Origin of the sequence: Nostoc sp. FACHB-133 (assembly GCF_014698055.1) — a bacterium.
Lineage (GTDB): Bacteria > Cyanobacteriota > Cyanobacteriia > Cyanobacteriales > Nostocaceae > Nostoc.
The window spans coordinates 452,990-470,667 of record NZ_JACJSH010000001.1 but is presented as its reverse complement, the minus strand read 5'-3'; the positions used below and the strand labels follow the sequence as shown (position 1 = coordinate 470,667).

Genomic DNA, 17,678 nt, shown 5'->3' with positions numbered 1-17,678 from the left:
GGACAAATGACATCTACGAGAATTTCCTTGGAGACAGGTCGGGATTGGCTAGTCAGGCTAATCACGAGCGAAACTTTTATTTATGTGGCAAAGCGGGTATTGCAGGCACTACTGACTCTGTTTTTGGCATCAGCATTGTCGTTTTTCATTATTCAACTCGCTCCAGGGGATTATGTAGATACGCTGCGGCAAAACCCGAAGATATCTCCAGAAAGAATTGAGGAAATTAAGCGGCAGTTTGGTCTTGATAAGTCTTGGCCAGAGCAATTTTGGCTATGGCTATGGCGAATCTTGACAAAAGGAGATTTCGGCACGAGTTTTATTTATCAACGTTCAGTGGCATCGCTGTTATGGGAAAGAGTACCAGCTACTTTGCTATTAGCGATCGCATCTTTAATTGTCACATGGGCGATCGCCATCCCTCTAGGGATTTTTGCTGCTGTTAACCAAAATAAGCTGTCAGACCGACTTCTACAGGTAATTAGCTATGCTGGACAAGGCTTTCCCAGTTTCATCACTGCCTTGGCACTGCTGGTTTTAGCCCAAATCACCTCGCCGTTATTCCCAGTGGGTAGTATGACTAGCATCAATCACTCAGAACTAACTTGGTTTGGCAAAATCTTAGATGTCGGTTGGCACATGATTTTACCTACGATTGCCCTCTCAATTACTAGTTTTGCTGGTTTACAACGCATCACTCGCGGCGAATTATTGGATGTGCTGCGTCAAGATTATATCCAAACGGCTCGTGCCAAAGGTCTGCCAGAAAACCGCGTCATCTACGTTCATGCACTTCGTAACGCTGTAAATCCTTTGATTACCTTATTGGGCTTTGAATTAGCTGGTTTATTAAATGGTGCTTTCATTGCCGAATTTTTCTTCAACTGGCCCGGTTTAGGAAGGTTGACTCTACAGGCTTTACAAGCTCAAGATTTATATTTGTTAATGGCAAGCTTGGTAATGGGCGCAGTGTTGCTGATTGCTGGTAATTTAATTGCCGATTTGATGTTAAAAGCTGCCGATCCACGCATTCGGCTAGAAAATCTTAATTAGTCATTGGTCATTTGTTATTTGTCATTGGTCATTGGTTTAACCCTACTCTCCCCATCCCCATCTCCATGCTGTCCGAAGTCTATTACTTGGTGCGCTCAAAAACTGACGGTAATTATCTCATAGCTCGTCCTGACACCGAAACATCGGGTTATTTATTACTGTTTCAAGAGAACTTTGATGCCCTTAGCTATCTCAACACCCATGCGGCAGAAGTGGCAAATCGCTTTACTGTGGAATCTATTCCGCGTACACAGTTGGGAAATTTGCTCAAACGCTGGGGTTTTAGCGGTGTGGGTATTGTAACTGATCCGTTATTGCCAAAGATTGAGTTTTTACAGCACAGTTAAGCCAATTATGTAAACTTGTATTAAGTAAATAAGGATGCGATCGCGCATCTTGAGTGAGGATGGGGCATTGGGATTAGGGGAGAGGTGACAGGTGATAGGGAATAATCTGTACCCTGTAACCTGTACCCTATTCCCTTCTTCAATTCCTACACCACGACCTTTTCTAAACTGAGCTTAGAACGCTTCACTTGTTCAGGAATTGCTACGGGATAATCTCCAGTAAAGCAGGCAGAGCAGAAACTATTGGTGTCTTCTCGTGTCGCTTCTAGCATTCCTTCCCAACTGAGATAGGCGAGGCTGTCTACTTCCAGTTGCTTGGCAATTTCCGCTACTGACTTGGTAGCAGCAATTAGCTGATCCTGAGAATCGGTATCAATGCCATAGAAGCAGGGGTGAGTTACTGGTGGGGAAGAGATTCGCATGTGTACTTCCACCGCACCTGCTTCACGCAAGGTTTTGACTAGTTTGCGGCTGGTAGTACCGCGAACAATGGAGTCATCAACAATAATTACTCGTTTACCCGCCAGCACATCTTTGAGTGGGTTAAGTTTCATGCGGATACCTGACTCGCGCATGGTTTGTGTTGGCTGAATAAAGGTTCGTCCAACATAGCGATTTTTAATCAGTCCTTCGGCGTAGGCTACACCAGAAGCTTGGGAAAAACCGATCGCAGCAGGAATACCAGAATCAGGAACACCAAAGACAATATCGGCATCGACACAAGATTCTTTAGCTAGTTGATGTCCTAACCGCATCCGATAGCTGTACAAACTCTCGTTGTGCATGATGCTATCAGGACGGGCAAAGTAAATCATCTCGAAGATACACAATTTCCTTTGGGGCTGTTGACTCCAATGATAGGAAGCTAAACCTTCTTCAGTAATCCAAACTAATTCGCCTGGTTCTACATCTCGCAGGTATTCGGCTCCAATAATGTCTAAACCACAAGTCTCCGAAGCCAAAACGTAACGAACTGGATTACCAGCTAAAGTCCCAATTACTAGGGGGCGAATACCATTGGTATCCCGGACACCCATAACACCGTTAGGAGTGCCAATAACTAAACTAAAGGCTCCTTCACAACGGTGAAATGCTTGAATTGAACCCTCTAGCCAATCTGCACCAGCATTGATGGCTTCTGCGATCGCAAAAGCAATCATTTCTGAGTCTGTTGTGGTGACTAAGTTGTATTTTTTCTCAAGCAACTCTTGACGTAGTTGCACTGTATTGACTAAATTACCATTGTGTGCCAAAGCTAATGAACCTAAGCGAGTTTCCAGGACTGCGGGTTGGGCATTAACTTTGCGGCTAGAACCTGTGGTGGAATAGCGAGTGTGACCAACAGCAAGGCTACCAGGCAATTGATCCAAGATGGTTTCATTAAAAACTTGAGACACCAAGCCCATGTCTTTGTGGAGATGGACTTTTGTACCTTCAAAGGTGGCAATCCCAGCTGATTCTTGACCCCGATGCTGGAGGGCGTACAATCCAAAGTAGGTCAGTTTAGCAACGTTTTCTCCTGGTGCGTAGATGCCAAAAACACCACAAGCTTCTTCTGGCTTGTCAGGCTGATTTTCATGACTATTGATTGGGTTGTTGGTAGGGTCGGGGTATTCATCCGAAGTGACAGAATGAATAGAGATCATGCTAGCTTTGCTCCTGGTGGGGGGGGTCAAGTCACTGGGATTATGTCTATAGATAGTTGTTGATTTCTTAATAAATCTTTAACCATCTATTAAAACAGTACCGTAATTATGCCCAGAGACGCTAATAGTTCTGAGTGATTAGTGCTGATTTCTGAGTGAAGTCTAAATACTCAGCACTCAGAAATAGTGGTTTGGTTGGCGATACGCCTAGCGATCGCATGGAAATAGCGATCGTTCATATCTTCGATCCTAACTTTGATTAAGGTTTGGTTATCAGTGGTGAAAACCCCCAAACCTGTGTGGGAATTATCGACTATACCGAGTTTTTGCCATTCTTGACCAAGATGTTCCTGTAAGTATGATTCCCAAATTTCTTGTTGTTCTGATGCTACAGAGACTAAAATTCTGGCACCACCTTCGGCAAACAGTACCTCATCGACACGGTTTAACTGCGTTGTTGCTATTTCTAAATTGATTTGGGCACCAAGGTTTCCAGCAATACAACATTCGGCAAGTGCGATCGCCACTCCCCCTTCAGCAGAATCATGGGCTGAACGTATCCAACCATTACGGATTCCTTCACGACAAACTTTTTGGACGCGGCGTTCCAAGTCAAAATCTACCCGTGGCGGTTTTCCGGCAACAGTATTGTGGATAGTAGCTAAATACTCGGATGCTCCCAAACTGATTTTGGATGCCAGAGGCAATCCGAGAAGGTAAATCACATCGCCGGATGCTTGCCAACCTTGTCCACAAATTTTGGTGATATCGGGAATCAAGCCCACCATCCCCACTACAGGAGTGGGATAAATAGGTTGTGGGATGCCTTGAGAATCTAGGGTTTCATTATATAAAGAGACATTTCCGCCTGTGACTGGTGTCGCCAATTCTCGGCAACCTTCCGCCAAACCGCGACAAGCTTCTGCCAATTGCCAATAACCAATAGGTTTTTCTGGAGAGCCAAAATTTAGGTTATCCGTCACCGCCAGAGGTTCTGCACCCACACAGCTAAGATTGCGTGCAGCTTCTGCCACCACTGCCTTAGCTCCCTCGTAGGGGTCAAGATAAACATAACGAGGATTGCAATCGACTGTTGCTGCGACCCCTAATTTTAGATTTGGGATTTTAGATTTTAGATTGGGAATTTCTTCAAGAGGGCGCAACCGGATAACAGCCGCATCAGCACCACCTGGCAGTATGACTGTATTATTCTGTACTTGATGGTCATACTGACGATATACCCAGTTTTTAGATGCGATCGTGGGTGTATCGAGCAAAGTTAACAGAATATCATTCCAACTTTGCACACCTCCTTGGAGTTCTATGCCAGCAGTTGTGCAAGCAGGTAAAGAATCAGGAGTCCATTCCCAAGCTTGACGAGCATATTCTGGCGGTTCTGCCAGCAATTCACGGTTATATAGTGGGGTATTTTCCGCCAAAGCCTCGGCGGGAATTTCTGCTGCTACTCCACCCTGAAATAGAATCCGCACGATGGGTTCAGCGATGACAGTACCAGCGACAACGGCTTGAAGTCCCCAACGATGGAAAATGTCGATTAATTCTTGCTCACGCCCTTTATGGGCAACAAACAGCATTCGTTCTTGAGATTCCGAAAGCAAATATTCATAAGGAACCATCCCCGTTTCTCTTGCAGGAATTTTATCTAAATCTAGTTCAATTCCTACTCCACCTTTTGCCGCCATCTCTGAGGTAGAACAGGTGATTCCAGCTGCTCCCATATCTTGGGCGGCGACAACTGCACCCGTTTTAAACGCTTCTAGACAAGCTTCAATTAACGACTTTTCCAAAAATGGATCGCCTACTTGCACAGCAGGGCGATCGTCTATTGACTGATCGCTCAATTCTGCACTGGCAAAACTTGCGCCTCCCATACCATCGCGCCCAGTGGTAGAACCAACATACAGCACAGGGTTTCCTAAGCCAGATGCCCCAGATTTAACGATTTCCTGAGTTTCCATTAATCCTAGTGCCATAACATTCACTAGTGGATTACCAGAATAAGCTGGGTCAAAGTAAACTTCGCCGCCAACGGTGGGTACTCCCACACAATTACCATAGTGTGAAATCCCAGCCACCACACCTTGAAACAACCTTTGAGTTTTGGCATCTTCTAGAGAACCGAAGCGCAGGGAATTTAATAGAGCAATGGGACGCGCACCCATTGTAAAAATATCTCTAAGAATACCGCCTACTCCTGTTGCTGCACCTTGAAATGGTTCAACAGCTGATGGGTGGTTGTGGGATTCAATCTTAAAAGCTAGTTGGAGTCCGTCACCCAAATCTACAACACCAGCATTTTCACCAGGCCCTACGAGGATGCGGGGCCCCTCAGTAGGAAATTGTTTGAGTAGAGTCCGAGAATTTTTGTAACAGCAATGCTCTGACCACATTACCCCGAACATTCCCAGTTCAGCTTTGTTGGGATGACGGCCTAACCGACGGACAATTTCTGCGTATTCTTCTGGTTTAAGACCTTCAGCAGCAATTTCTTGAGGGGAAAAAAAAGCAGGAGATGTGGCGGTCATGGAAATTATGCACCAATTGTACAGAGCATTATTCTACCGATTTACTTGCCCTGTAGGTGCATTTATTAGGATAGTTCATGACTATATAACGCTAAGTTTTTAAAAAAATAAATAAATTTACTTAAAGATATATATTTTTGTACACCTAAAGATGGATTGTATTCAACGCTGAATTATTGGTAAATATACTGATAAAAGTGAAGTAATAAAATTTTATTCCCTGTAATATGCATAGGTTATTTCCAGATTATAGAAATGGCTATCAGCCTATCAGATCCTCCACTAGTTGAATGCAGAAAAAATTCATAGGATGCGATCGCAAGTTTTAATGCCCTGCAATCTAAATTATCTCGTTGGCATTTCATTCGCTTGAAGTGACTCATACAACAGCGAACTCAATCACTGAGTGGCTTTTGAAGAAAGGATTCTGGGAATTTATTTTTTTGAGAAACTACTCATTCCAATTAGTAAATTGACCGCACTCAATCTAATAGCGAGGATTTTGATCATGCCTAGACTTACGGTTCCACCCAATTTTATCGGCACTCCCGGTTCTGACACTCTGATCGGTGAACAGTTAAATGCATCTCCAGCAATAGGTATTGATATTTTAACTGGAGGTTTCATTTGTACGCGCTCAGGGAATGACACCGTTCAGGGCACAGGTGCTGGTAGCATCGGCGATAACGGCGGCTCCATTGAGGGTGGGAATGCCATTGGCATCGCTAACCGTGGCAGTCTGAATACAGGAAATGGAAAAGACGCGATCGCTGGCATCGGTAACGGTGGCAACGGCGGCAACGGCAATTTCGACACCATCAGCGCTAACGGTAATGGCGGAACTGGGATTGGAATAGCCAACAATAGCAATATTAATGCAGGAGACGGAAATGACACGATCGTCGGCATTGGTACTGGCGGTAACGGCGGCGGACTAGGCGGCGGTCTAAGCAACTTCATCGGCGGCAATGCCGGAACTGGTACTGGAATAGCCAACACTAGCAATATTAATACAGGAGACGGAAATGACACGATTGTCGGCACTGGTATTGGCGGTAATGGCGGAAATGGAAATCGCTTTTTAGAGGGCGGCAACGGTGTTGCTGGGACTGGTATAGCTAACAGTGGCAAACTGCACACTGGGGAAGGACAAGACACGATTATCGGTACTGGTACTGGCGGCAATAGCGGCGGCGGTTACCACAACGGCACAGCCGGATATGGAATTGGCATCGCTAACAGTGGCGAACTGGACACCGGGGAAGGACAAGACACGATTATCGGTACTGGTACTGGTGGCAGTTACGGTTACTATAACAGGGGTGCTGGGATCGGCATTGCTAACACCGGGAGTCTGAATACAGGGGACGGAGAAGATAAGATCGCTGGCAGTGGTACTGGTGGCGACGGCGGAGCCGGCATGATTGGCAGCCTCGACGGTAAGGGGATTGGCATCCTTAACAGTGGTAGTCTGAATACCGGATACGGAAAAGACCGAATCAGCGGTACTGGTACTGGTAGCATTGGCAGTGGGTTTCCAGGCTATGGCGGTGAAGGCGGTGCTGCAACGGGCATCCTTAACAGTGGTAGTCTAAATGCAGGGGAAGGAAATGACACGATCGCCGGTATCGTTACTGGCGGCATCGGTGGCGATGAATTGAAGAGTGGAAACGGCGGTACTGCAACCGGCATCTTTAACAGTGGCAGTCTGAATGCAGGGGCAGGAAATGACACGATCACCGGTACTGGTACTGGTGGCATCGGTGGCGCTGGTAATTACGGTGGCAATGGCGGTAGTGCGACTGGCATTAGCAATAGTGGCAAACTAAATACCCAAGACGGTGAAAACACTATCATTGGCAGAGGCGCTGGTGGCATCGGCGGCAATGGTGGCGGTAGCATCGGCGATGGCGGTGCTGGAACCGGCATCCAGAACATTAAAGATGCCACTATTACTACAGGGTCAGACAAGGACATAATTACGGGTTATGGGAACAGTTCTGGAACAAACGCCACTGCATTTGGCATCGTCAACGATGGAATAATTGATACTGGTAATGGTTCTGACAAGCTTACTGGACAGGCGACAGCAACAATCGGTGGGACTGCCTATGGTATTTATGGAGAAGGAATCATCAAGACTGGCAACGGCAATGACCAAATTATTGCCACCAGCACTCTAGATGGAGTTCAACAGAAAGTCACCATCGGTGGCGGAATCAACATTGCTCTAGGTGCTGGGAATGACTACTTGAAAGGATTTGGTGCTGCAACTGTTGATGGCGGAGATGGTTTTGACACCCTCGATCTCAGGGCTTTCAATCGCTCTGAACTATTTGTATCTGGGGTTATTTCGGGCAATACCCTTAATGCCACTATCACTTTCAACAGCAATGGAAACTCCATTAGCTTGTCTACGACGGGCTTTGAGAAATTTATCTTTGCAGATAGCTCTTTCTGCTACAGCAGTTTAGCAAACGGGGCATAGGTTTGTGAATTCCTCCGTCTGGTGTTTTACCTTGTAAGTGTCTAATCGGTGTTATTTGCTCTTAAGCTGACAAATTATCTACTAGCGTATATATTCTTAGTTCCAAATTTGCATAGATTTACTAAGACTCAGAGATTATTCGGGTGTATGCAGTTTAGCTGTAACAATCAAGTGACGAGAATCACACATATCTATGATTATGATCGTCTCTCTGCGATCGCTAACTAGGCATAATTAATGACAACTGAACTCTAGCCGAGTCATTAATAGGGAACACACTTAATTACCGACAGCCTTAACCAAGGACTGTCGGTTTTTTATGTCTGTATATCCTTCATCCTTTGAGAAATGCCCCATAACTATTACTTAAATAAATTTCCCCACAACTGGTTGGTAACTTGACAGATATTTTGCCACAGCCACTACCAATTGTGGGGAGGGTATGATCAAATTCGGTATCTTATCCCTATCGAGTGCTAATATCTTGCACTCACTCTACTAGATCGGAAGTATACTCCTAGAACCAACACACACTTTGTATTAAGACATCGCTTGAATGATGTAATCAAAGTAAGGTGCTGCTTCAGCAGCGTCTTCCGCACTCAATAAGCCAAGGGAAGCTGTTTTGAGGGAATTGATCGCTTCTACCATTCCAGGCACAGGAACGCCCAATGAATTGTACATTTCCCGCACACCAATCAAACCGATTTTTTCAATCGGCTCTTTGTCGCCAGCAAGCACACCATAAGTAATTAGACGTAAGTACCAGCCAAAGTCACGGATACATAGAGAGCGTTGGCGTTCTCCGTAAGCATTACCTCCGGGGGAGATAAAGTCAGGACGCTTCTGCCAAAGTTGTTTGGTTGCTTCTTGAACTATCTTTTTTTCGTTTTCGGCTAAGGTAGCCGCAATCCGCGTCCGTTGTACCCCGGTTTGCAAAAAGTCTTTGATATTTTTAAGTTCGCCACTGCTGGGATAACGCAGTTCGTCGTCGGCTTTGAGAATAACTTGGCTAATTACAGTCATGATGATTAAAATCACCTGAAATATTATCTGTTAGTTTAGCGAGTCGGAGGTACACAAGTGAAGAGATAGGAGCTACTTATGTATTGAATTGAAACTTTTGGGGAATGGGGAAGAGGGGATGAGGGAGCAGGAGAGGCAGGGGGAGCTGGGGGAGCAGGGGGAGAATTCGTAACTCCCAACTCTTCACGGGCTAAACCTTAGCTATCCGCTAACAGCATGGGCTAAATGCCCCGCTATCGCTAACGGAACTGTTTTGCCCAATGCCCCATGCCCAATAACAAATGACAAATGACAAATGACTAAAATAATTTGGCAACAGGGTGAATTAATTGAAGTAACGATCGCTAACCTGAGTGATACAGGTGATGGGGTGGGACGCGCTGATGAGCGTGTAGTTTTTGTCCCACATACTGTACCGGGCGATCGCGCCATTATCCGTTTGGTTCATGTTAAAGCAAAATACGCCCACGGGAAGCTCCAGGAGCTATTAGAGCCATCCTCCCACCGTATAAGACCCAATTGTATTGTGGCGGACAAATGCGGTGGTTGCCAGTGGCAGCATGTTAATTATGACTACCAGCTAGTAGCAAAGCAAAATCAAGTTATCCAAGCTTTAGAACGCATTGGCGGTTTTGTCCAACCACCAGTAGATCCGGTACTTGCTGCCCCTTCTGCTTTAGGCTACCGTAATAAATCTACATATCCTTTGGGCATATCGGCAACAGGGCAGGTACAAGCTGGTTACTACCAAAAAGGTAGTCACCAATTAATTAATTTAAATCAATGTCCAGTTCAAGATGCGCGATTAAATCCCTTACTTGCCGAAGTTAAGCAAGATATTCAACGACAAGGTTGGCAAATTTATGACGAACAGCGTCACCAGGGAAAAATTCGCCACCTGGGTTTACGCATTGGCCGACACACTGGAGAAATGTTGCTGACTTTGGTGGTGAAAGACTGGAATTTATCAGGAATTGAAACCCAAGCGCAGGAATGGTTAAAGCGTTATCCCCATTTAGTGGGAGTGTCGCTCAATCGCAATGGCGATCGCACAAATGCTATATTCGGATCAGAAACTCGTTGCATCGCTGGAGTCCCCCACCTGCGTGAAAACTTTGGTGGACTGGAATTTCAAGTACGCCCAGATACATTTTTCCAAGTGTATACAGAAACAGCAGAGGCACTATTGCAGATAATTCAATCAGAACTCAATCTTCAAGGGCATGAGTTGCTAGTTGATGCCTACTGTGGTATTGGGACTTTAACTTTACCCCTCGCCAAAAAAGTACGGATTGCTACAGGATTAGAAGTGCAAGCAGCAGCAGTAGAACAAGCTATTTTGAATGCCCACCGTAACGGAATTGATAATGTGACATTCCAAGTTGGGGCAGTAGAGAAATTACTTCCTAAAATGGGCACAATACCAGAAGTAGTAATACTCGATCCGCCACGTAAGGGGTGCGATCGCGCTGTCATCGACACCTTACGGCAACTGAAACCATCTCGGATAGTTTACGTCAGCTGTAAGGTATCTACCCTCGCCCGTGACCTGAAATTGCTTTGTGAAGATGGGCAATATACCATCACACGGGTACAACCTGCTGATTTTTTTCCTCAAACTGCTCATGTTGAAGCTGCCGCATTTCTTGTGCTATCACATTTGCACAAAGATAGTAATTCCTTTACAAAAACTGAAATTTGAAAATTTTAGTCTAGTGCATACTAAAGATGCTAAAATTGAATTAAGCTGAAAATAAAAATTACTTTTCGTTTAAATAAATTCAAGTTGCATAGGTTCTTATAAATATGAATTGGATTGTGTAAATGACAAATCGGCAATTAACTAGAGTATCCCAATACTCTGTCAAATTACTAGCATCTTTTTAAGTTGCTAACATCACTATCAAAACTATTGCAGCCGTTATATATCCAAGCAATCTCAACTCATACTATAGGGCTAATGCTCCCTAGCATTTTCAAAATTTAGTTTTAAAGACGCAAGTTTGAAGGCAGCATGACCACCTCAAGTTTTATCAGGGTGCCTGTAATAGCAAACTGATGTCTAGCTAACTGAAAGCTATGGGGTTTCTCTTGTGATTACAATTTCACTCCGTCCAGTTGCACGTTATTGGGGCACTATTAGTTTTGCCTCAACCCTCTACCTTTGTCCAATCTTAGATTTATTGTTGGCAGAAATTCCAGCCAAATTACAAGCAGAACTGCGGCTAGGACTTCAAGAAGCCCTAGTAAATGCAGCTAAACATGGCAATAATCTTGATCCAAGTAAAACAGTTGTAGTCCGTTTTTCCTTAATTGATAATCAATATTGGTGGATAATATCAGACCAGGGTAGTGGCTTTACTCCTTCATCTGCTATTGAAGAAGAGCCAACAGACTATTTACCACCAGATGAATCAGAAAGTGGTCGTGGTTTATGTCTTCTCCACCAAATTTTTGATCAGGTAGAGTGGAACCGCAAAGGCACAGAATTAAGGCTTTGTAAACAAATGGAAACTCGCCGGGGACTATCTCTGCGACGATAAAAAGGGAGTTGGGAAAGTTATTAATTGATTGTTTTTTACTAACTATTCCCTATTCCCCATTCCCTACTTGCCGTGAGTTGGACAGGGAGGGGCGGAAATGGAGCGATCTAACCAACCAATTGCCTGTTCTAATCTAGCTTGAGCTTCTTGTGGTTGATTCTTTAAAAGATACACAATTGCTGCTGCCACTTGTTCATTAGCGCGGGAATTGCGGTTAGACTTGAGGCGATGCCAATCGTTAGGGGAAATACTCAGTCTTTCCATGAGGGCTTGAGCTAGTTCCAGAGTACTAAGTTCATTCAGTTGACTGGTTTTCGGCAGCTGGGTAGATTGGGACATAACTATTGGCACATTTGCATTTACTTCTACTTTACTACTTGTAAATGAAGCCGCCAAAACAATCACACTCGTCAGCAGAAAATCCTGAACCAGATTTTGAACAAGAATTAGAGGAAGTAGAGCGATCGCTCCTATCCTTAAAAGAGCGTTACAATCAAGTGCAACGCGATCGCCAACAACAGGCACAATGGCAACAGCGCCGCGATCAACTAAAGCACAATAAATCTCAGACACCAGAAATCAAAGCAGAGTTACGGCACATTCAACAGCAGTTGGAAAGGCTAGAAGTGAACTTAGAAAGCCAGTTATTTTCTTGGCGTAGCCTCAAAAAACCTTTCTGGCAAGTCGTCCGCTTTGGTGGAATGGGCGTTATCATAGGCTGGATATTAAAGTCTTATGCTGGGTAAATATGGTAAATCGACGGATTGCAGAAATATTGCGAAGTGGCCAACCTGATGAGTCCCTCCAAGTTCAAGGCTGGGTGCGGACGAAGCGCGAGTCCAAAGGGTTTGCTTTTATTGAAGTCAATGACGGCTCATCACTAGCTAATTTGCAAGTCGTCATCAATCAGGATTTGCCAGATTACGAAGCGATATTGAAAAAACTGAATACGGGTGCTGCTGTTGAGGCTACAGGGGTACTAGTGGCTTCTCTTGGTAAAGGACAACGGATTGAGTTAAAAGCCGAGTCTGTGAAAGTTTACGGCGAAGCTGATCCCGATACATATCCTCTGCAAAAGAAACGCCATTCCTTTGAGTTTCTACGAACCATTGGACATTTGCGATCGCGGACTAATTCTTTTGGTGCAGTTTTCCGCGTCAGAAATGCTTGTTCGGCAGCAATTCACCAATTTTTTCAAGAAAGAGGGTTTTTATGGGTACACACACCCATCATCACCGCTAGCGACTGCGAAGGCGCAGGTGAACTGTTTAGCGTTACCAGTTTAGATTTAAAGAATATCCCCCGCACAGAAAACCAAGCAGTAGATTACAGCCAAGACTTTTTTGCGAAACCCACATATTTAACAGTTAGCGGCCAGTTGGAAGCGGAAGTGATGGCAATGGCGTTTAGTAACGTCTACACCTTTGGCCCTACCTTCCGTGCAGAAAATTCCAACACCTCGCGCCACCTAGCAGAATTTTGGATGGTTGAGCCGGAAATGGCTTTTTGTGACTTAGAAGGCGATATGGATTTAGCTGAGGCGTTTCTGAAACACATTTTTAAATATGTGTTGGAAACTTGCCCAGAAGATATGGAATTTTTCAATGAACGCATTGATAAATCTGTGTTGGCGACAGCCGAAAATATTATTAATAATCAGTTTGAACGGTTAACTTACACAGAAGCCATCAAAGTTTTAGAAAAAGCTGATGTTAAATTTGAATATCCAGTCAGTTGGGGTTTAGATTTACAATCAGAACACGAACGCTACCTAGCTGAACAACAGTTTAAAAAGCCAGTAATTGTTACAGATTATCCAGCGCAAATCAAAGCTTTTTATATGCGCTTGAACGACGATGAAAAAACCGTCCGCGCAATGGATATTCTCGCACCCAAAATTGGGGAGATTGTAGGTGGTTCCCAGCGTGAAGAACGCCTAGAAGTTTTAGAACGCCGCGTGTTAGCGCAAGGATTAAAGCCAGAAGAATTATGGTGGTATCTTGATTTACGTCGTTATGGTACTGTTCCCCACGCTGGTTTCGGACTGGGTTTTGAACGACTCGTGCAATTTATGACGGGTATGGGAAATATCCGCGATGTGATTCCTTTTCCGCGTACACCACAAAGTGCTGAATTTTAGTTTAAATGGTAGACCTGGCCATTTATAATCCAATACAGTTCAGATAAGACCAAAACACTTGTATAGACGGCGATTTATCGCGTCTCAAACCCCCCATTTTATACAAGTAGCGCTTTGAACCGTATTAATTTATAATCGCCAGGTTTTTAAATTTTGGGGATCAACAAAAATCCAGTTATAAAACTTTATCATCAACCTACAAAACCAAACAATTGGTAAAATCCGGCAAAATGCCAGAATCTCAGGACGGGTAGTTTTGGATAAAAAAGCCTCCACCGTAAAAGATGAAGTTGTAGTGGAGAAAATTAAGCGATCGCTCCTAGTTTGGAGAGTTCCTCCATCTACAACTGGCAAAGCTATCTTAACCTTGCGGATCACATTTAACTTGTAGAGACCGGCAATTTCGCCTCTTTATCAATTGTTAGACGTGTTAGGCGTTTTAACCTGACGTGCCATGTCTAAGTAAGCACTCATATTCGCACCTGGACGACGACGACCATTAGAGCTAGTAGTCGAAGGAGCAAGATATTTTGGTGCAAAGGTGGTTTCAGTAGGTGTTTTTGGGCTAGCGGTGGCGGCTGCTTTAGCGGGTTCAGCTTTCACAGCTTTACCATTCTGAGATGCTTCTACTTTGGTCTGTGTCGCAGCTGTGGTTGCTTTAGCAGTCTGAGGCTCAGGGCTTTTTGCAGCCGGAGAAGCTGCTGGGGCCGCAGCCTTTTTACCGTTTGATGCTGCTGGTTTCGATTGACTGGTTGCTTCATCCAGTTCTAAGAAGTAACCATTGCTTTGTTTTTTACCAGGTAACAACCCAGTCACGAAACCAAGAATCCCAGTCACGAAACCGAGAATCCCTGAAATTAACTTTTTGATAAAATCCATTACAATTACTCCTGCCTTGTATATTTGGAAATCGACCGTAATTGTTAAAAATTACGAAAAAATGTAACATTTCCTGCTTTGGTGTCATCTCGTTCTGATGACAACCCTTATAGATTTGTGCTTAATCAACATTGTAGTAAAACTATAGGGCAAATGTTCTTTATGCAAGCACTTGCGACCTTCATACACCGAGAACTAATTATTAAATTTTACTGTAACTAAGAGCAAGATTCTGAAAGCAAGCTTTATAAAAATTAACACTTCTTCGTTTGAAAATTATTGATTGGAAAAAAAGCAAGGGGTTTACTTTTAACCAGTGGGAGGAGTGTCATAGATTGTTCGCAGATAGCAACAGCACTCAGTTACATTTTGTACAGACTTCATTCAGCCAGATTTGAGAGATGAATACTGAAAATCAGCAGCGCAATCCTGTGTTATTGGTACACGGCATTGACGATACGGGGGCAGTTTTTCATAAAATGGCAGGTTACTTAGGATTGCAGGGGTGGCCTGTATATTCTCTTGATCTGTTTCCTAATAATGGTGATGTGGGCCTTGATAAATTGGCAGAGCAGGTAGCCGATTATGTTACAGCCACCTTTGCACCAGAACAAGAGCTAGATTTAATAGGCTTTAGTATGGGAGGAATTGTCAGCCGTTACTATATCCAGCGACTGGGAGGAATTAACCGCATTCAGAGATTTATTACGATCTCTTCACCCCATAATGGAACTGTGGTTGCTTATGGTTCCCAGCGTCCTGGTTGCGTGCAAATGCGCCCCGACAGCATTTTTCTCAAGGATTTAAATTCTGATGCTGTAATATTGGAGCAATTAGATTTTACTTCGATCTGGACACCTTATGATTTGATGATTGTCCCAGCGAATAGTTCACAAATGCCCCTAGGAAGTGAAGTAATAGTACCAGTTGCCCTACACCCTTGGATGCTAACAGACCCAAGGAGTTTAGCAGCAGTAAAAGCAGCTTTAACAAAGCCTATTAAACTGCCCTTCCTGAAAAAAGCATCCAATTAAGTAGCTAAGATACTTACCACCCTGAATCTATTCTATTCATCTTTAAATTACGAATTACGTTAGCGTAGCGGGGCGTAGCCCATTACGAATTACTTAAGTTCTATCCCCAATTTGCGTATGTTCGTAACTCCCAAAAATCGCTTCTGGGTGACGATAATACTTGAATTCCATAAGGTTATAAAAAGGATCTTCTAAAAAGAAAGTGCGATGTTCAAGAGGAGAACCAACAAAGCGATTTTTGGTTTCTTCACGAAAAAGTAGCTGTTGTTGTTGTGCCCTTTCTAGTAAGTCTTGCCAGTCATGTTCTTGGGTAAAAATTAGCCCAAAGTGTCTGGGATATATACTGTGTTGCGGTATCAAGGGTTCTTTGGTTACGTGAGCCACTAGTTGATGACCATAGAGATTTAGAATCAGCGCATGATGGTTTTCACGACCAGGAATACAGCCCAATCCATATACGTAATATGCTTTTGTTTGGGCAATGTCAGTCACAGGGAAAGCAAGATGGAATAAAGTTTGGCTCATAGCTTTTGGAAAAGATATTAGTAGTTGATGCTATCTACAATTTATTCTGTTAAGTTTTGATTGTCGTCAACTTGAACACAGTTTTAGCTGACAATAATTTATATCCTTGATCTTTATAAATAAAACTAGGGACTGAGTACCATTCAGTCACTGCAACTTGTGGCTAAAGACTTCGCCCTATATTTACATAATTTACACTTAATTCTTTAGGTGACTCCTTTCTCTTGTGCAGGTATACTAATTTATGTTTGCCTGGGCAGACACTCAGTAACGGAGATTTCAAAGCTGACAACTTTATGAGAGATGGTGTGTTGAGAACTTAATGCACCATAATAAAGTGCTTTGGATCAGTTGTTAGAAGAATCCACCCAACTAAACAAAATTTTTGCATTTTGTTTAATCCACCTCCTTTAATAAATATTGCAGTGTATATGTAAAACGTTGTTTGTAGTTTTACACTCAGCTTTGAGGGCGATCGGATGCAATTTAGTTAACAATACAAACATATTACTTTAACTGGAGAGGTTTCAGGAACTAAGCACTAAGCATGACAAATTCGTTATTCTGTTCATGTTAAGACAAAATTACTCATGATTAATTGCTGATGTCATCCTTAATTGATTCTGTTAATCCCTGGTTGGTGGCAGTAGTATTAAACACAATTCTATTGGGTTTAGCTTGGATTGCCCCGAAAAAGCTACTTACGCCTGCTGGATCATTTCATGCGTGGTTTCTGGCCATCCTAATTTGGGTAACTCTAGGCTGGCAAGGATATACAGTAGTAATGTTCTATTTTCTGGTTGGTTCTGGTGTTACCCGCATCGGTATGGCGCAGAAAGAGGCTGAAGGAATTGCCGAAAAGCGTTCTGGAGCAAGGGGCCCGGAGAATGTCTGGGGTTCAGCTTTGACCGGGGCGCTGTGTGCCTTGGGAGTAGGGATAATAAATTCGGGATTTCTTGTACCTAGTTCCCAATCTTTAGTTCCCAATCTCCAGTCTCTATTAGTACTAGGTTATGTAGCAAGTTTCAGTACCAAACTGGCTGACACTACTGCAAGTGAAGTTGGTAAAGCGTATGGTAAAAGCACCTTTCTAATTACCACACTCAAACCGGTGCCTCGCGGTACAGAAGGAGCGGTCAGCTTGGAGGGAACTTTAGCTGGTATTGTGGCTTCTGTAGCGATCGCATTTGTTGGTTGGGGAGTTGGTTTAATCGATCTATTAGGAGTCGCTTGGTGTGTACTGGCAGCATTTATTGCCACTAACTTAGAAAGTGTGATTGGGGCAACACTGCAATCTAAGTATACCTGGCTGACCAATGAAGTAGTAAATATTTTTAATACATTAATCGGTGCGATCGCGGCTGTGCTACTTTCCTGGACATGGGTAAATATCATTAAGTAGATTGAGCATTGGGAATTGGGAATTGGGCATTGGGCATTGGGTAAAACGG

The 17,678-nt window shown here is 43.8% G+C and carries 16 protein-coding genes; 10 read left to right on the top strand and 6 right to left on the bottom strand.

Going from position 1 to position 17,678, the window contains the following annotated elements:
• The first annotated feature begins 6 nt into the window (after nucleotides 1-6).
• Together H6G86_RS02160 and H6G86_RS02155 are read left to right on the top strand one after the other, a co-directional pair.
• On the top strand, nucleotides 7-1,053 hold the full coding sequence (locus H6G86_RS02160) for an ABC transporter permease (protein ID WP_163927716.1): 1,047 nt from the start codon (nucleotides 7-9) through the stop codon (nucleotides 1,051-1,053).
• 65 nt (nucleotides 1,054-1,118) lie between these two features.
• Nucleotides 1,119-1,400, top strand: a complete 282-nt coding sequence (locus H6G86_RS02155) for a hypothetical protein (RefSeq protein ID WP_190932885.1) — start codon at nucleotides 1,119-1,121, stop codon at nucleotides 1,398-1,400.
• Between the two features lie 146 nt (nucleotides 1,401-1,546).
• Here the strand turns inward: H6G86_RS02155 and purF are convergent, their stop codons facing one another.
• Nucleotides 1,547-3,046, bottom strand: coding sequence for an amidophosphoribosyltransferase (gene purF, locus H6G86_RS02150; protein ID WP_163927719.1), 1,500 nt, complete (start codon nucleotides 3,044-3,046; stop codon nucleotides 1,547-1,549).
• 170 nt (nucleotides 3,047-3,216) lie between these two features.
• On the bottom strand, nucleotides 3,217-5,592 hold the full coding sequence (gene purL, locus H6G86_RS02145; RefSeq protein ID WP_190932884.1) for a phosphoribosylformylglycinamidine synthase subunit PurL: 2,376 nt from the start codon (nucleotides 5,590-5,592) through the stop codon (nucleotides 3,217-3,219).
• 508 nt (nucleotides 5,593-6,100) lie between these two features.
• Between purL and H6G86_RS02140 the strand changes: the two genes are divergently transcribed.
• On the top strand, nucleotides 6,101-8,080 hold the full coding sequence (locus H6G86_RS02140) for a beta strand repeat-containing protein (RefSeq protein WP_190932883.1): 1,980 nt from the start codon (nucleotides 6,101-6,103) through the stop codon (nucleotides 8,078-8,080).
• Between the two features lie 540 nt (nucleotides 8,081-8,620).
• Here the strand turns inward: H6G86_RS02140 and H6G86_RS02135 are convergent.
• Complete coding sequence (locus H6G86_RS02135; RefSeq protein WP_012407637.1) at nucleotides 8,621-9,106, bottom strand: allophycocyanin subunit alpha-B; 486 nt, start codon at nucleotides 9,104-9,106, stop codon at nucleotides 8,621-8,623.
• Between the two features lie 295 nt (nucleotides 9,107-9,401).
• On the opposite strand from H6G86_RS02135, the gene rlmD reads away from it, so the two are divergent.
• Complete coding sequence (gene rlmD / locus H6G86_RS02130; RefSeq protein WP_190932882.1) at nucleotides 9,402-10,808, top strand: 23S rRNA (uracil(1939)-C(5))-methyltransferase RlmD; 1,407 nt, start codon at nucleotides 9,402-9,404, stop codon at nucleotides 10,806-10,808.
• 391 nt (nucleotides 10,809-11,199) lie between these two features.
• Nucleotides 11,200-11,649 (top strand): ATP-binding protein, encoded by a 450-nt coding sequence (locus tag H6G86_RS02125; RefSeq protein WP_114084571.1) that lies wholly within the window; start codon nucleotides 11,200-11,202, stop codon nucleotides 11,647-11,649.
• Between the two features lie 63 nt (nucleotides 11,650-11,712).
• Here H6G86_RS02125 and H6G86_RS02120 read toward each other — a convergent pair whose 3' ends face one another.
• Nucleotides 11,713-11,988: a DUF6439 family protein gene (locus H6G86_RS02120; RefSeq protein ID WP_041565907.1), complete on the bottom strand. Its 276-nt coding sequence runs from the start codon at nucleotides 11,986-11,988 to the stop codon at nucleotides 11,713-11,715.
• 44 nt (nucleotides 11,989-12,032) lie between these two features.
• Between H6G86_RS02120 and H6G86_RS02115 the strand changes: the two genes are divergently transcribed.
• The 3 genes from H6G86_RS02115 (at nucleotide 12,033) to H6G86_RS02105 (ending at nucleotide 14,180) form a co-directional block, all read left to right on the top strand.
• Complete coding sequence (locus tag H6G86_RS02115; protein ID WP_190932881.1) at nucleotides 12,033-12,395, top strand: sll0565 family protein; 363 nt, start codon at nucleotides 12,033-12,035, stop codon at nucleotides 12,393-12,395.
• Nucleotides 12,396-12,397: 2 nt separating this feature from the next.
• Nucleotides 12,398-13,789 carry an asparagine--tRNA ligase gene (gene asnS / locus H6G86_RS02110; protein ID WP_190932880.1) on the top strand — a complete coding sequence of 464 codons (1,392 nt, stop codon included), beginning with the start codon at nucleotides 12,398-12,400 and terminating at the stop codon, nucleotides 13,787-13,789.
• A gap of 187 nt (nucleotides 13,790-13,976) precedes the next feature.
• Nucleotides 13,977-14,180, top strand: coding sequence for an after-VIT domain-containing protein (locus H6G86_RS02105; RefSeq protein WP_313930333.1), 204 nt, complete (start codon nucleotides 13,977-13,979; stop codon nucleotides 14,178-14,180).
• A 23-nt stretch (nucleotides 14,181-14,203) separates the two neighbouring features.
• On the opposite strand, the gene H6G86_RS02100 is transcribed toward H6G86_RS02105, so the two are convergent.
• On the bottom strand, nucleotides 14,204-14,668 hold the full coding sequence (locus H6G86_RS02100) for a hypothetical protein (RefSeq protein ID WP_190932878.1): 465 nt from the start codon (nucleotides 14,666-14,668) through the stop codon (nucleotides 14,204-14,206).
• A 401-nt stretch (nucleotides 14,669-15,069) separates the two neighbouring features.
• On the opposite strand from H6G86_RS02100, the gene H6G86_RS02095 reads away from it, so the two are divergent.
• The gene (locus tag H6G86_RS02095) at nucleotides 15,070-15,702 is read left to right on the top strand and encodes an esterase/lipase family protein (RefSeq protein WP_190932877.1); all 633 of its coding nucleotides are present in this window, start codon (nucleotides 15,070-15,072) and stop codon (nucleotides 15,700-15,702) included.
• A 93-nt stretch (nucleotides 15,703-15,795) separates the two neighbouring features.
• Here H6G86_RS02095 and H6G86_RS02090 read toward each other — a convergent pair whose 3' ends face one another.
• Nucleotides 15,796-16,227 carry a VOC family protein gene (locus H6G86_RS02090; protein ID WP_190932876.1) on the bottom strand — a complete coding sequence of 144 codons (432 nt, stop codon included), beginning with the start codon at nucleotides 16,225-16,227 and terminating at the stop codon, nucleotides 15,796-15,798.
• Nucleotides 16,228-16,831: 604 nt separating this feature from the next.
• Here H6G86_RS02090 and H6G86_RS02085 point away from each other — a divergent pair.
• Entirely contained in the window at nucleotides 16,832-17,629 is a 798-nt protein-coding gene (locus tag H6G86_RS02085) for a TIGR00297 family protein (RefSeq protein ID WP_190932875.1), read from the top strand.
• Nucleotides 17,630-17,678 lie beyond the last annotated feature (49 nt).